This is a genomic window from Orrella sp. 11846, assembly GCF_048820935.1.
In the GTDB taxonomy this organism is placed as follows: Bacteria; Pseudomonadota; Gammaproteobacteria; order Burkholderiales; family Burkholderiaceae_B; genus Algicoccus.
Window position 1 is genome coordinate 26,736 of record NZ_JBMERD010000020.1, and the last position, 14,152, is coordinate 40,887.

Sequence of the window (14,152 nt, forward strand, 5' to 3'; positions counted from 1 at the left end):
TCAGGTCTTCTCAGGCTGAATTTATACGCCTTGTGCCAACCAGTTCAACAGTTCTGCATCCGCCTGATCTTGGGCAGTGAGTGGATCACGGGCACTTAAGCGATGCAGTAAGACGTAGTCTGCCAAACGTGTGCGCATTTCAGATTGCGTTTTAGCCGCTTCCCAACGCATACCGGCCATAGTGACCACGTTGTAAAGTGCAGTACCGACTTGGCGAGCCATGATGTCATCGTTCTCTTCACCGGCTTTTTCAGCCACAGCAAACGCAGCATCAATACGCGACTGTTGCAGTTCAGCCAGTTCAGCACGCACAGGCGTGCCTTCGCGCAATAAATCATCGACCAACTGACGCAGAGCGGGTAGGGATTTTTCGCGTCGGATGGCACGAATCACGTCGAGCGCCACAATATTACTAGTGCCTTCCCAGATAGAGCCCAAGTGCGCATCACGCAAGATTCTTGGATCCGACCACTCTTCGATATAACCACAACCGCCTCGGACTTCCATGGCGTCGCCAGTGACCTTACGTGCATCACGACAAGCACGGAACTTGATTAAAGGGGTCATGATGCGGGCTAATGGACGGCCAGCTTCATCGCGATCAAAGGCTTCCAATGCTCTGGCAGTCTGAAAGACCATTGTACGAGCCTGTTCAGTCCAAACAGCTAGTTTGAGTAATTGACGCTGCATCAGTGGTAGATCAATCAAACGTCGATTGAAAGCGAGTCGGTTTTTAGAGACGTATAGGGCTTCGGTTAATGCACGACGCATCAAGCCTGCGGCACGCACACCATTAGACAAACGTGAGTTATTGATCATGTCTGACATGTGTTTGAAGCCTTGGCCACGTTCGCCGACCAACCAAGCTTGCGCGCCTTCCAGACGAATCTCACCACTGGCCATGGAACGTGTGCCTAGTTTGTCTTTGAGACGCAAAATGCGATAGTGGTTGTGCGAACCATCATCGAGCGTGCGCGGCAACAAGAATAGAGAAATGCCTTTGAGTCCGGGTGTTTCTTCAGAACGTGCCAAGACCATGGCAAAACCTGCGTCAGGGTTTGAGCAGAACCACTTATCACCATGCAAAATCCAGTGGCCGTCGGGGTGCAATTGTGCCGTTGTATCGGTGGCGCTCACATCAGAGCCTGCGCCTTGTTCGGTCATAAACATGGCACCTTGATGCAGTTCATCAAAATCTTGCGTGGTCACCATGGGGAGTACTTTTTCGACCAGAGCGGGGTCACCAAACTTTCTCAATGTGCGAGCCAAAGAGTCGGTCATGCTGACTGGGCAGCACAAACCAAATTCGGCCTGCACAAACAAATAAGTTAGGGCGTACTTGGCGGCAGGTGGCATGGGTTCTGGCCAGCCCAGAACACCACCACGATGAGACATGGCGGCAAGTCCAAGCTTACTGTAAGCCCAGCGCTCAAGTTCCACGTAATCAGGGTGTTTGTTGATGCGGTTTTCATCGATACCGGCTCGTGTGCGGATGGACAAGGTGGGCGGATTTTTATCGGCAACACTAGCTAAATCATCGAGATAACCACCGGCCATCTGACCTAAATGACTTAGATGAGGTTGCAAGTGCTGATAGAGCGCCTCGGGCAAGTAGGCTGAGAGTACATCGCGGCTGGCATCGGCTTCATATAGGTTAATGCCATGCGCATCGGGCACTGGGTGCAAGGATGCGATGTCGAGGTCTTTGATATCCATGTTGGCGACTCCTTCTTGTTTAATGAGAATGTGGCGCGATCGCGCATGCGATCACGCCAGTAATCGTTGTCATGCTGTGCTGCAGCGTTGTGATGCAGGGTCGGACGCGTTAACGGATTTGTTCAGATAATGCCTGACCAGATAAACGTGCAACGCCACCGGATCCGCTGGTGTACTTGGAGAGGTCAAGCGGTTTGTCATCCAGTTTAGCTTGAACATGGGTAAGATTCCCTAAAACAATTTGTCCAATTTCATCAACTTTCAAGGACAAAGAATCACCGTTCTGATAGATCTTTTGGGTGGTATCACCATTTTGACGACGAACCTCAGCCCAACACTCACCCGTAAAAGTTAATACCAGAGTATCACGTTGCGTATTGAGATTTATCAGAGATTGGTCAGTTTCTCGGGGATTTGAGACGATGGACTCGGGATCCACAGGTTCAATGACCGAATTATCGAAAGGTTCAGCGTCTGTCACAAGCGTTTGAGATTGTTCTTCAGACAGTGATGGGGAAGGTGAGGGGGCTTCAGGTGAAAAATCAGTTAGTTCTTGTGCATCCTGAACCAGTTCGGAGACAGTCTCTGAAGAGAACCAGTCTTTGTCTGAAACGATATACACCACACCTAAGATAATTAAAAGTAAAAGGATGAGAATCCCAAGCTTGGCAAAACCAGAGGATCTGGCCACGCCCAGTGAATTCGAGGTGGCTGCACTTAACGAGCCACTGGCAACATGTGCCATTTGGGTCATGCTGGTATTGGGTCCGATTCGATCTTCTTTGGCATCTAAAAATGATTGCACCGACGGCTCAAGCTCAACGCTGAGTCGATCGGCATATTTGGCAACACCTCGCAGATAATAATAATCACCATGAAACGCGTTGCCATTGCCGGCTTCAATCCCACGAAGCTGTGCAATTGAAAGCAACAGCTCTCGAGACAGATCCTCAATGCTTAGCGACTGTTCTACGCGTGCTTGCGTCAGCGCCTCGCTCCATGTTTCATAGGGTAGTTTGCTGGATTCCGACATGTTCTTCTATCGTTTCGAATGGATAGTTTCAGAATAAACCAATTTCAACGAAAAACAACGGTTCTCGAGTCATTCAGTAAAACACGATGTTCAATGTGCGCTCTGACCGCACGCGATAAAACCAGTGATTCGATGTCACTTCCAACTTGTGTCAGGTCCTGTGCACTCATGGCGTGATCGACCCGTTCAATGTCTTGCTCGATGATGGGACCTTCGTCTAGATCTGCCGTGACGTAATGGGCTGTGGCACCAATAAGCTTCACGCCGCGCGCATGGGCTTGATAGTAGGGGCGAGCTCCTTTAAAGCTGGGTAAAAAACTGTGGTGAATGTTGATGGCACGACCTTGCAATGCTTCGCATAAGGGTGCGGATAGGATTTGCATATAACGAGCCAGTACAACCAGATCAATGTCCAGTGATTGAACTAATGACAGCAAAGCTTCTTCTTGTGTAGCTTTGGTCTCGGGTGTGACGGGCAGGTAATGAAACGGGATGTCATACGCATGCGCTAGGTTCTCAAAATCACGGTGGTTGGAGACGATCGCAACTGCTTTGGCGTTGAGCTGTCCGCTACTGATGCGAAACAGAAGATCGTTTAAACAATGACCTTGGCGACTTACCATGATAAGCAATCGAGCCGGTTTGGCCGCGTCGTGTAATTGCCAGTGCATCTGGAATTTTTGACCCAATTGTGTAAAGTCGTGCTCGAGTGCTTTGCGATCTTGATTTTCTGCTGTCCGAAAATGGACACGCAGAAAAAAACGACCTGTTTGTTCATCGCCAAATTGTTGAGCATCGACAATGTTGCCATCGTGAGCTAGCAAAGTGCCAGTCACATCGTGAACAATCCCTTTACGATCAGGGCAGGATAGAGTCAGAATAAAATCTTTATGCGTCATGGTTTGAATGTGTTCAGTCAATTGGGTAAGTCGATGGTCAGAGATGGGCTCGTACGACCTGATCGACTTCACGTGCGATGGCTAGTGAGGCGGTCAGTCCTGGAGATTCAATCCCAAACAGATTGATCAGCCCTGGCGTGGCGTGATCTTTGGGCGTGCTAATCACAAAATCAGCTGCCGGCTCATCGGGGCCGCTAATTTTTGGGCGAATGCCGGCATAACCGGGCTGTAAAGTGTCGTCTTGCAGGCCTGGCCAGTAGCGGCGTACCGCGGCATAGAAACTCTGGCAACGGTCGAAGTCCACGTCATAGTTCTCTTCGGTAATCCATTCTGTATCCGGACCGAATTTGGCCTGACCACCGAGGTCAAGCGTTAGGTGCACACCCAAGCCCGCGCTTTGACGGGGAATGGGATAAATCAAATGTTTAAAGGGTGCACGACCAGTCAGTGTGTAGTAGTTGCCTTTACATAAATAGGCTTTGGGCACATGGACTTGATTGAGGCCTTCAATCGCATTGGCCACGGCCACCGCGGATAGTCCTGCTGCATTAATCAACCAGCGGCTGGTCAGTGTGATGGGTTCTTCGCCGCCAAAGCTCACTTCAAAGAATGTCTCTCCTTGGTCCGTTGTCATCACCTTGGCTTGCTCGTACGGGCAATGAAACACGAACTGTGCACCCGATTGTTCAGCATCACCTTGATAAGCTAGCATCAGGGCATGACTGTCCACAATCCCTGTTGAAGGTGACAGCAAAGCGCCTGTGCAGTGTAGGGCGGGTTCTAAGGCATTGGTTTCGGATTGGCTTAAACGTTGCAGATCATGCACGCCGTTGCGTGCAGCTTGTGCTTGAATACCTTCGAGTAGAGCGAGCTCTTCTTGATCTGTGGCGACCAACAGCTTGCCTAACCGTTGATGAGGAATGCCGCGAGTCTGACAGTATTCGTATAAAAGTTCTTTACCTTGAACACACAAGCGTGATTTCAGGCTATTGGTGGGGTAATAAAGTCCCGCATGAATGACTTCAGAGTTGCGTGAGCTCGTACCAACACCGATGTCTTCACCTTGTTCAGCAACGAGTACTTCTAAGCCTGTTTGGGCAATGGCCCGAGCAACGGCTAAACCGACTACGCCCGCGCCAATGACAATGCAATCAACGTCTGTGTTCATTTTTTAGGATTCCATTTCAGATGTCATACCGTTCGAGCAAAAAAGCTGAGAAAACACGCCTACCTCTCAGCTATTCGCAATCAAAGGTTTGTCCAGCGGGTGTGAGGTCGTAGCCGCCTGCATGATAAATCAGAGGCAGCTCGTCGGAATGCGCGCAATGTTGAACCTCACCAAGGAACAGCAAATGATCGCCTTGTTGTAAGTGTTGGACGTTACGACATTCGAACCAAGCGGCAAACTCCAAATCCAGACGCAATACACCGGAGGGTGTTTGCGTTACAGGCAAACCTTCAAAGCGGCTACTTTGAGTGCCTTGAGAAAAGCGTTTGGCTAGATCAAACTGTTCGGACGACAAGACATGAATGACGTAATGTTCGCTTTCAGTAAAAACGCAACTACTTGAGGATCGACACGACAGACTCCATAGAATGAGAGGAGGCTCAAGCGACACGGAGTTAAATGAGCTGACGGTCAGACCCACTGGAGGTTGCCCGGGTGTCTGGGCCGTCACGATGGTGACCCCTGTGGGAAACCGACCGAGCGCTTTGCGAAATGCTTGTTCGGTGACTCCGTGTGAAGTGATTAGGGTCTGCAAGTTTTGAGGTTGAGTCTTCATCATGGTGCCAGACGCTGCCTTGTCCAGATGCCAGTCTCATTTTTTGTGTACTGCAGGCGATCGTGCAAACGTGAGGGACGGCCTTGCCAGAACTCAAACAATGTAGGCTCAAGACGATAGCCACCCCAGTGCTCTGGGCGGGGTGGATTGTCTCCATATTGCTCGGTGACGTCTTTGAGGCGGGCTTGTAAAGCGTCGAGTTCCGTGGGTTGACTCTGATTCGAAGCCCAAGCACCCAAGCGTGAACCTAAAGGACGGCTCTGGTAATACGCATCGGACACGGCTGGAGCGACTTTGGTGACTTGTCCTTCAATCCGAATTTGACGCTCCAAGGGTTGCCAGAAAAACAGTAAACATGCCCATGGATTGACAGCGAGTTCCTGGCCCTTGTGAGATGCATAGTTCGTAAAAAACACAAAACCATCTTCTTCGACGCCTTTCAGGAGCACGGTGCGTGATGAGGGTCGGTGATCGGCGCCGACTGTTGATAACGTCATGGCGGTGGGTTCGGGCACAGACTGCTCGAGCGCTTCATTGAGCCAGAGATTGAATTGTTCCAATGGATTGGTGCTTGCTTGTGCTTCGAGCAATTCACCTTTTTCATAGCTCTGTCGAATGTTGGCAACGGACATAGTGATCAGATTTTGAATGTGAAAAATAAATTGAGAACTAGATTTGATGACGTCTACGGCTGTGATCGTGAGAAAAATGTGACGCAACCCTCAGATCATAACGCTTTGGCAGACCATTGCCTGACAAAGAGTGCGTGTTGCGCCAATGAGATCGATCCACCCATGTCTATCAAGAGTTTTTGTCATTCTTAAGAAGAAGTCGCGTCAAGCTGTGTAAACGGGCATCGTGTATTCCGGCGTTTTGTAAGGCCTGATAGGTTTGTACGACATAGTCGACGCAGTGGCCATAACGACCGGCTGCCCCTTCAATAATTGAAACAGCCTGTTCATCAGCGGGTTGGCGTAAATAGCCAATGTTGCTTCGATCAATCACAAATGCGAGCGCCTGAATGGTGCCCTGATCGGTGTCACAACGTAACCAGCGTGGCAGATACGCGCCCGTTGACATTTCGCGTTTCCAAAGGGCAGGAAACATTTCGGGGACATTTTGAGCGGCGACTCTAAATGCCATACCTTTACACGAACCGCCTCGGTCTAAACCAAAGACCAGACCGGGGCGCTCTGGCGTGCCACGATTGACACGGGACCATAAACACAAAGAACGGTGATAGCCCCGTAATGTCCCCAAACGTTGCTCCTCAAATTCGAATTCCGGATTCCAAATGAGCGATCCGTAGCCATAAATCCAGATGTCTTCATGGGCTTGACGGTGTTGCAGGGCTGTAAGCATCGATTGCTGCTTTTCTGCGTCACTTAAGTAACGGATATCTTGTGCTTTAGGCGCAGTCGATAGTAAGTCAGTGTGTGCGTTGAGCGGTGAGTTTTGTGTCAGTTTCACAGTGTTCAATCGTGTTGGAGGATTTCATTTAAATTGGATCAAGGCGCGTTTTATGACTTCGCTTTGTTCTCAGGAGCCACCGTTTGGCTGGTTGGTGTAGATTTCAGATCGGGCGTGCTACTTTCCATGATCACTTCACTTTGAGGTGGACTGGTTTCATGGCGACCGGCGTGTCGCGTGAACCAAGCACCACTCGTGACCATCACAGCGGTGGCCCAGAAGAGTGGTGTGACGCCCAATAAAGAGCCTAACGCACCAAACGCCAGTGGTAAAGACACTTGACTGCCGTTAATTAATGCCATGCGTACACCAAAGACTTCTGATTTTCTGCCTTCTGGTGCGTGTTGTTGCAATAAGGACAGAATGCTAGGCTGAGTACAGCCCAATGATAAGCCCAGAACGAAAGACATGGAAGCAAGCACCCAGACATCCGTAAAGAGTGGGTACAAAAAGAAGTTCAACCCCGCCGTAATCATGGCAAAGTGAATCAGTGTCCAAGGCTGGAAATGTTTCTGAATCAAAGGCAAGGCCGTTCGAATCAAAAATGTGGCTAAAGCAAAGGCGGCGAGAATGGTGCCGATGGTTGTCGCCGTTAAAGCACGTTGTGCACCATAAATTGGAATCAGAAACTGGTGTGTATCCCAAGCGCCTGCCAACATGAGGTTGGCCATTAATGCATTTCGTAGTGGAATGATTCGTAAAAGATCGGCAACCTTGTGTTTTTGCTGCGTAGTTGGCTTGGGAATATGCGCATCGAGTAAACGCTGGCGAATACGAATTACGAACATCGCCGACGTGAGCGGAAACAAGGCCAGCAGCCCAAATGCCCAGGTGTACCCAATATTGTCGATGGCCAGTCCTGCAATGAGTGGGCCACTAAATCCAGAAACTGCCAGTGTGAGTGATAACCAAGAGAAGTTGCGCAAGCGTTGTTTTGCATTGCCCGCCCCGAGTTGCCCTTGAGTGGAGATTTGAAACGCCATATGACCCACGCCGATACAGATGGCAGCCAACCCTAAAGTGCTCCAATGCAACCAAAACACAGGCAAAAGCGCGCCGATTCCAGCGCTTAATGCGGCTGTGCGCATGGGTTTATACGGTCCGATGACGTCAATTAGACGACCCGCCTTGACCGATAGCATCATTGGCAGTAGCGCAAAAAAGGCGATCAGTATCCCTACCTCCAGCGTATTCATCTGGAGTTGTTTGATGGCGCTCAGCGTCAGCGAGACACGCGAACCCGTCAGGCACATGTGTACCATCATCATGAGTACGCAAAGCTGCGCGGCCTCAGGAATACGAGGCTTCAATGAGAAATGTGGGAGACGACGCATAAGTTTCAGTGTTTCTTGCGCTATTGTGCTTATTAGATGACACTTTGTCGAGTCGTGTGCAGTCAAATAGTGACAGTCGTGTCAAAATCCTCTTTATTCTCATTTTTTCTAAAAAGTACCGTTTGAAATGTCTGATTTGTCCATCATGCCTTCTTCCGAGGTTTCTGATTCCATTGATGCATCACAATCGCAGCGACGGTTTGGATCTTTGGCACGCGCACTCGGTGACTTGGCGCTCGCGCGTCTGGAAAATTCACATGTAGTCGTGGCTGGTATCGGTGGGGTGGGTTCTTGGGCCGCTGAAGCATTAGCCAGAAGTGCGGTGGGTCATTTGACATTGATTGATCTAGACCATGTGGCAGAATCAAATATCAATCGACAAGTACATGCACTAGATGGCACGCTGGGGCTGGCCAAAGTGCAAGCCATGGCAGATCGTATTGCTCAGATTAATCCGCATTGTCAGGTTGATTTGATCGATGATTTTGTGACCCCTGAAAACGTGTCTACAGTGATTCCAGCGCATGCCGATGTGGTTTTGGATTGCACTGATCAAATGGCGGCTAAAGTGGCTATGGTTTGTTTGGCGCGTGAACGATCACAAGCTTTGCTAGTTTGTGGGGCTGCTGGTGGTAAAACAGATACCACGACTTTGCAGGTGTCGGATCTGAACATTACGACACATGATAAGTTACTCGCTAGACTACGACAGCAGCTCAGAAAACATCATGGCTATGCGCCTGCCGTTTCAGTTTCACACAAACCAAGTGCTCGACAGAGAACATCTAAGCCCAAACCGATGGGGGTGCCTGTGTTGTGGTTATCACAACCTTCTTTAACGCCTGCGCAAGGTATGCAGGGTGGAGCACCATTGGCATGTGCGGGGTATGGTTCACTCGTGACGGTGACCGCAGCGATGGGACTGGCCGCTGCGGGCTGGGCGATCGAGCAGGTCATTCAAAAGCAGGATTTGTAAATTAGAAGCATTTCAGACAAATTGACTGAGATCGACGAGAACGCAAAGAGAACAAACCGTTCAAAGTGCGTGATCGTTCAGTGTTGGAAAGGTTAAAGACAAGATGACAGCGATGGATCGAATGGTTTCGAGAATGTGTGGTGTATGGCAATGGGCTTTGAGGCCGAGGTCTGTCTACGCCATTGGCGTTTTGTTGTTTATCTGGTTGGCTGCGCTGGCTTGGATGAGGCCTTTACATATCCCGGATGAAGGTCGTTATGTCGGTGTGGCTTGGGACATGATGCGCTTTGAGAGTCCTTGGATACCGTTACTCAATGGATTGCCTTATTTCCATAAGCCGCCACTTTTTTACTGGCTAACTGACCTGAGCTTTCATCTGTTTGGTGCGCATGAATGGGCGGCGCGATTCCCGTCGTTATTGTCCGCATGGCTCACCGCCATGGCCATGTTTTTATTTGTGCGCCGTCACCGAGGTGCCGAGACGGGCTTGGTCACGTTAATCGTGATGAGCAGTACGCTTTATTACTTTGGAGCAGCCGAGTACGCCAACCTCGATATGTTGGTCGCTGCGATGATTACGCTCACCATTCTGGCAGGTGCAGAGGCGGTTTCACGTCAGACGCAACAAGAAAAAGGTGCGCTGGGTTTTGCGATTCTGACAGGAGTACTGGCAGCTCTTGGGGTCTTAGCAAAAGGGCTCATCGGTGTGGTGCTCCCGGGTGCAATCTTGTTCTTTTGGTTGCTGTGGACACGACGTTATCAGGGTTTTCGGGTGCTCTTGAATTGGCCGGTTTGGGTGGCGTTTTTGATCGTTGTGTTACCTTGGTTCATCGTCATGGCCATTGAAGTGCCTGGCTTTTTGCATTATTTCTTTATTTACCAGCACTTTGAGCGTTATCTGACAACAGGGTTTAACCAGCAACAGCCATTTTGGTTTTATTTCCCAGTCATTCTCGGTTTGTGTATGCCCTGGACGCTTTGGCTGATTCGTTATATCTGGCAGCGTGGACCGATGCAATTTGATCGTGCTTGGCATGGATTGATGCTCATCTGGATTGTGATCATTGTGCTGTTTTTCTCTTTACCCGCGTCTAAGCTAATTGGCTATGCTGTGCCAGTCGTGCCGGCTTTGTCCGTGTTGATTGCAGAAGCGATTGTGGCATGTTTGCATGGCAGCAGAACGCAGCGGGATCTCAGAGCGTTTGCGATCACGGCGATGGCTGGATTTGCGATGTGTTTGATCGCACTGATCGCGTTCATGTTTGCCAACAATCACAGCAGTAAAGAGCCTGTGGCTGTTTTTAAATCACAGATTCAAGCTGAGGATCAGTTCGTTTATTTGGATGTTTATCCGTTTGATTTGGCGTTTTATACCGGCCACCCTAATCCTGCTTGGGTCATCTTCCCATGGTCCCATTTGCCTGCAGGTGATACCTGGCGTAATGAATTACATGAGGCGGCTGAGTTCTCACCGATGCTAGGTGGCGGCACCTTGATTGAGCCTGCACAATTGCTGCCGTTGCTTTGCCAGAGCGGAGATCGAACCTATTGGTTGACCGGTGAGCCTCACGAGGTCAATGGACGTGAGTGGTTGGCAAACTTGGAGCCGATTGCTAAAAAGCGTAATGGTCAATTGTTCTGGAAATTACCCGTTGAGGAAGACTTTCGGACACAATGGTGCTCATGATATCCACTGGAAAATAAAAGGAGACAACTTTGAATCAGAAAAAGGACCCAAAAACACTACGCAGTGCACGCTGGTTTGAGCCAGATGATTTGCGCTCTTTCGGACACCGCTCACGTGCGATGCAGATGGGCTATGCCCCTGAGGACTGGCAAGGTAGACCCGTGATCGGGATTCTCAACACCTGGTCAGATATCAATCCCTGCCATGCGCACTTTAAGCACCGAGTCGAGGATATTAAACGTGGCATTCTTCAGGCCGGTGGGATGCCGATTGAGTTGCCAGCTTTGTCGCTTGCAGAACAGTTTGTAAAGCCAACCACGATGCTGTATCGAAACATGCTCGCCATGGATGCAGAAGAACTCATTCGCTGTCATCCAGTCGATGGTGTGGTGTTGATGGGTGGTTGTGATAAAACCACGCCTGCATTGCTATTGGGTGCCACGAGTGTGAACTTACCCACGATTTTCTTTCCGGCAGGTCCCATGCTGCGTGGAAACTGGCGTGGCCAAGTGCTTGGATCGGGTTCAGATGCCTGGAAATACTGGGACGACCGACGTGCAGGCCTCATTAATGACCAGCAATGGTTAGAGATTGAAGGCGGTATTGCTCGCAGTTACGGAACCTGTATGACGATGGGGACAGCGTCGACAATGACTGCGATCGCTGAAACATTGGGGATGACACTGCCAGGAGCCTCATCCATTCCTGCAGCAGATTCCGGTCATTTGCGTTTGGCCTCTGCGACTGGTCGTCGCATTGTGGACATGGTTTGGGAAGATTTAACACCGTCTCAGATCCAAACACACGATGCTTTTGAAAACGCCATTATGGTGGCCATGGCAATGGGTTGTTCCACCAATGCCATCATCCATTTGATTGCGCAAGCACGTCGTGCAGGACGTGACATTTCTCTGGATGATTTCGATCGGTATAGCCGCACCATTCCTGTGTTGGCCAATGTGCGACCTAGCGGTGAAAAATACCTCATGGAGGACTTTTACTATGCCGGTGGCCTACCTGGCTTGATGAGTCGTTTGAAGGATCATTTGCATCTAGATGCCATCACGGTCAATGGCCAGTCATTGGGGCAGAACATTGAGCACGCTGAGGTTTTTGATGATGATGTGATTCGTCCGTTTGATAATCCGATTTATGCTGAAGGTGCGCTCGCCGTTTTGCGGGGTAACCTCGCACCCGATGGCTGTGTGATTAAACCTAGTGCCTGTCCAGAGCACCTGCATCAACACACGGGTCCCGCCTTGGTGTTTGATGACTATCCGTCGATGAAAGCTGTGATCGACAGCGATGATCTTGATGTGACGCCGGACCATATTCTAGTGTTGCGAAATGCAGGTCCTTTGGGTGGCCCAGGCATGCCGGAGTGGGGGATGTTGCCGATGCCCAAAAAGCTGCTAAAACAGGGTGTGCGGGATATGTTGAGATTGTCCGATGCGCGCATGAGCGGCACCAGCTATGGAGCCTGTGTGTTGCACATTTCACCTGAATCCTATGTGGGCGGGCCTCTAGCACTCATTCAAACAGGGGATCTGATTACGGTCGATGTCCCTAACCGATCGATACGAGTTGAACTCAGTGATGAAGAGCTCGCAGCGCGTCAGGCGCAGTGGAAACCTGCAGAAAAGCGCTATGAGCGTGGCTACGGCTGGATGTTCTCCAAACATATTCAGCAAGCCAATGAAGGCTGTGATTTCGACTTCTTGCAGACTAGCTTTGGCCGTCCAGTCGATGAACCCGATATTTTCTGAGGAGTCCTTGTGATGACAACCATGAATGCAGAAACAAAAGCCCGTCTGATGCGGGTGAGTACCGCAACGCTTGCCACGCTGTTATATCGACGTGGTTTACGAAATCAATTCATCCAAGGCGTGACTCGCTTATCAAAACATGATGAGAATATGGTGGGGCCTGCCTTTACCTTGCGTTATATGCCAGCACGTGAAGATCGCAATGGTTTGGAGGTGTTTCGGGATCGAGAGCACCCACAACGCAAAGCCATTGAAATGTGCCCGCCGGGTGCTGTGATGGTGATTGACAGCCGTAAGGACGCTCGAGCCGCCTCGGCTGGTGGCATTCTGATTAGCCGCTTGTTTCAACGGGGTGTGGTAGGTGTCGTCACTGATGGGGGATTTCGAGACAGCGCTGAGATTGCCAATATTGGGATTGGTGCTTATCAGCAACGTCCGTCGGCACCGACCAATCTAACCTTGCACGAAGCGATTGATATCAATGTGCCTGTGGGTTGTGGTGATGCCCCGGTATTCCCAGGCGACATTTTGGTGGGTGATGCTGATGGTGTGATTGTGATTCCAGCCCATATCGCAGATGAGGTCGCTGAAGAAGCCATTGAAATGACCATCTTTGAAGACTTTGTGATGGAGCGGGTTGCCAAAGGTCAGTCGATTCTCGGTTTGTATCCACCCACCGATGAACAAACGCTGAAGGATTTTGAAGCTTGGCGACAAGCCAATCAGCTATGACTAGTTAGTGATTAAGTTTATCTGTATTTCCTAAGGCCACAATGACTGTGGCCTTATTTTTTTGTGCCCAGTATGATCGAACGACTATTGGTGTAGAGAGTCTGCATACAGAGTGGTGCGGCAGAGATGCAAGCTTTGTGGTTGTTGTGCTTAGCGTTGTTATGGATACAATTTAAATATCATGATGTTTTGCTCAGTTTGTCCTGTATGTGATACATCATTTGCAGTTATGTCATCTGTATAGGACAATTATAATGAATGACAATTGCAAAACTTTGGTTAACAATCCGCTAACTAATCCAGATGGCAATCCTCTAATCACGTCCTCAAGGCATGGCTTAACTTCCTTTCAAGGAGAGCGTGCGTTGGTTGCAATTGGAAATAATATCAGAACAGCAAGACTGCGCAGGCGTGACACAGAAGAAGCTGTCGCACAAAGAGTAGGCGTTTCTAGACACACATGGCGCAGGCTAGAGCAGGGCCTGCCTACCGTATCTCTAGGGCTCTTTGTCGAGGCGATGGTCATCTATGGCTTTGAGCGACAATTATTTGATTTGGCGAATCCCGATTTAGATCACATTGGAAAATCCATGGAAGCTAGGCATAGACCGCAAAGAGGGATCGCCAAATGAGAAGAAAAGGAATTGATTCCACGCTGAATGTCTTTACTCAGGTGAATCGGTAATATCTATTGGCTGGAAAACTGACACTTATAGTCGTGAGCACGTGGAATGGGCGAACTTAGAGATGGCTAG

Annotated in this window: 13 protein-coding genes; 5 read left to right on the forward strand and 8 right to left on the reverse strand. The window is 49.8% G+C overall.

Annotation, left to right across the window (positions count from 1 at the left end; all coding sequences use genetic code 11):
- Positions 1-21: 21 nt before the first annotated feature.
- The 8 genes from ACOI06_RS13285 to ACOI06_RS13320 form a co-directional block, all read right to left on the reverse strand.
- The gene (locus tag ACOI06_RS13285) at positions 22-1,716 is read right to left on the reverse strand and encodes an acyl-CoA dehydrogenase family protein (RefSeq protein ID WP_420663077.1); all 1,695 of its coding nucleotides are present in this window, start codon (positions 1,714-1,716) and stop codon (positions 22-24) included.
- Between the two features lie 109 nt (positions 1,717-1,825).
- Complete coding sequence (locus tag ACOI06_RS13290) at positions 1,826-2,749, reverse strand: helix-turn-helix domain-containing protein (RefSeq protein WP_420663078.1); 924 nt, start codon at positions 2,747-2,749, stop codon at positions 1,826-1,828.
- Positions 2,750-2,793: 44 nt separating this feature from the next.
- On the reverse strand, positions 2,794-3,648 hold the full coding sequence (gene purU / locus ACOI06_RS13295; RefSeq protein ID WP_420663079.1) for a formyltetrahydrofolate deformylase: 855 nt from the start codon (positions 3,646-3,648) through the stop codon (positions 2,794-2,796).
- A 37-nt stretch (positions 3,649-3,685) separates the two neighbouring features.
- Entirely contained in the window at positions 3,686-4,816 is a 1,131-nt protein-coding gene (locus tag ACOI06_RS13300; RefSeq protein ID WP_420663080.1) for an NAD(P)/FAD-dependent oxidoreductase, read from the reverse strand.
- A 70-nt stretch (positions 4,817-4,886) separates the two neighbouring features.
- Entirely contained in the window at positions 4,887-5,435 is a 549-nt protein-coding gene (locus tag ACOI06_RS13305; protein ID WP_420663081.1) for a flavin reductase family protein, read from the reverse strand.
- Positions 5,432-6,064 carry a pyridoxamine 5'-phosphate oxidase gene (pdxH, locus tag ACOI06_RS13310; protein WP_420663082.1) on the reverse strand — a complete coding sequence of 211 codons (633 nt, stop codon included), beginning with the start codon at positions 6,062-6,064 and terminating at the stop codon, positions 5,432-5,434. The genes ACOI06_RS13305 and pdxH overlap by 4 nt, the downstream gene beginning before the upstream one ends.
- Positions 6,065-6,233: 169 nt before the next feature.
- Entirely contained in the window at positions 6,234-6,794 is a 561-nt protein-coding gene (locus tag ACOI06_RS13315; protein WP_420663090.1) for a gamma-glutamylcyclotransferase, read from the reverse strand.
- 158 nt (positions 6,795-6,952) lie between these two features.
- On the reverse strand, positions 6,953-8,236 hold the full coding sequence (locus tag ACOI06_RS13320) for an MFS transporter (RefSeq protein WP_420663083.1): 1,284 nt from the start codon (positions 8,234-8,236) through the stop codon (positions 6,953-6,955).
- A gap of 127 nt (positions 8,237-8,363) precedes the next feature.
- Here ACOI06_RS13320 and ACOI06_RS13325 point away from each other — a divergent pair, with 127 nt between their 5' ends.
- The 5 genes from ACOI06_RS13325 (at position 8,364) to ACOI06_RS13345 (ending at position 14,029) form a co-directional block, all read left to right on the forward strand.
- Positions 8,364-9,212, forward strand: coding sequence for a tRNA threonylcarbamoyladenosine dehydratase (locus ACOI06_RS13325; RefSeq protein ID WP_420663084.1), 849 nt, complete (start codon positions 8,364-8,366; stop codon positions 9,210-9,212).
- A 112-nt stretch (positions 9,213-9,324) separates the two neighbouring features.
- A complete protein-coding gene (locus ACOI06_RS13330; RefSeq protein WP_420663085.1) occupies positions 9,325-10,899 on the forward strand; it encodes an ArnT family glycosyltransferase in 1,575 nt (524 codons plus the stop codon).
- 29 nt (positions 10,900-10,928) lie between these two features.
- Complete coding sequence (gene araD, locus ACOI06_RS13335) at positions 10,929-12,665, forward strand: L-arabinonate dehydratase (RefSeq protein WP_420663086.1); 1,737 nt, start codon at positions 10,929-10,931, stop codon at positions 12,663-12,665.
- Positions 12,666-12,686: 21 nt separating this feature from the next.
- Positions 12,687-13,397, forward strand: a complete 711-nt coding sequence (locus tag ACOI06_RS13340) for a ribonuclease activity regulator RraA (protein WP_420663091.1) — start codon at positions 12,687-12,689, stop codon at positions 13,395-13,397.
- Positions 13,398-13,651: 254 nt separating this feature from the next.
- On the forward strand, positions 13,652-14,029 hold the full coding sequence (locus ACOI06_RS13345) for a helix-turn-helix transcriptional regulator (protein WP_420663087.1): 378 nt from the start codon (positions 13,652-13,654) through the stop codon (positions 14,027-14,029).
- The last annotated feature ends 123 nt before the right edge of the window (positions 14,030-14,152 follow it).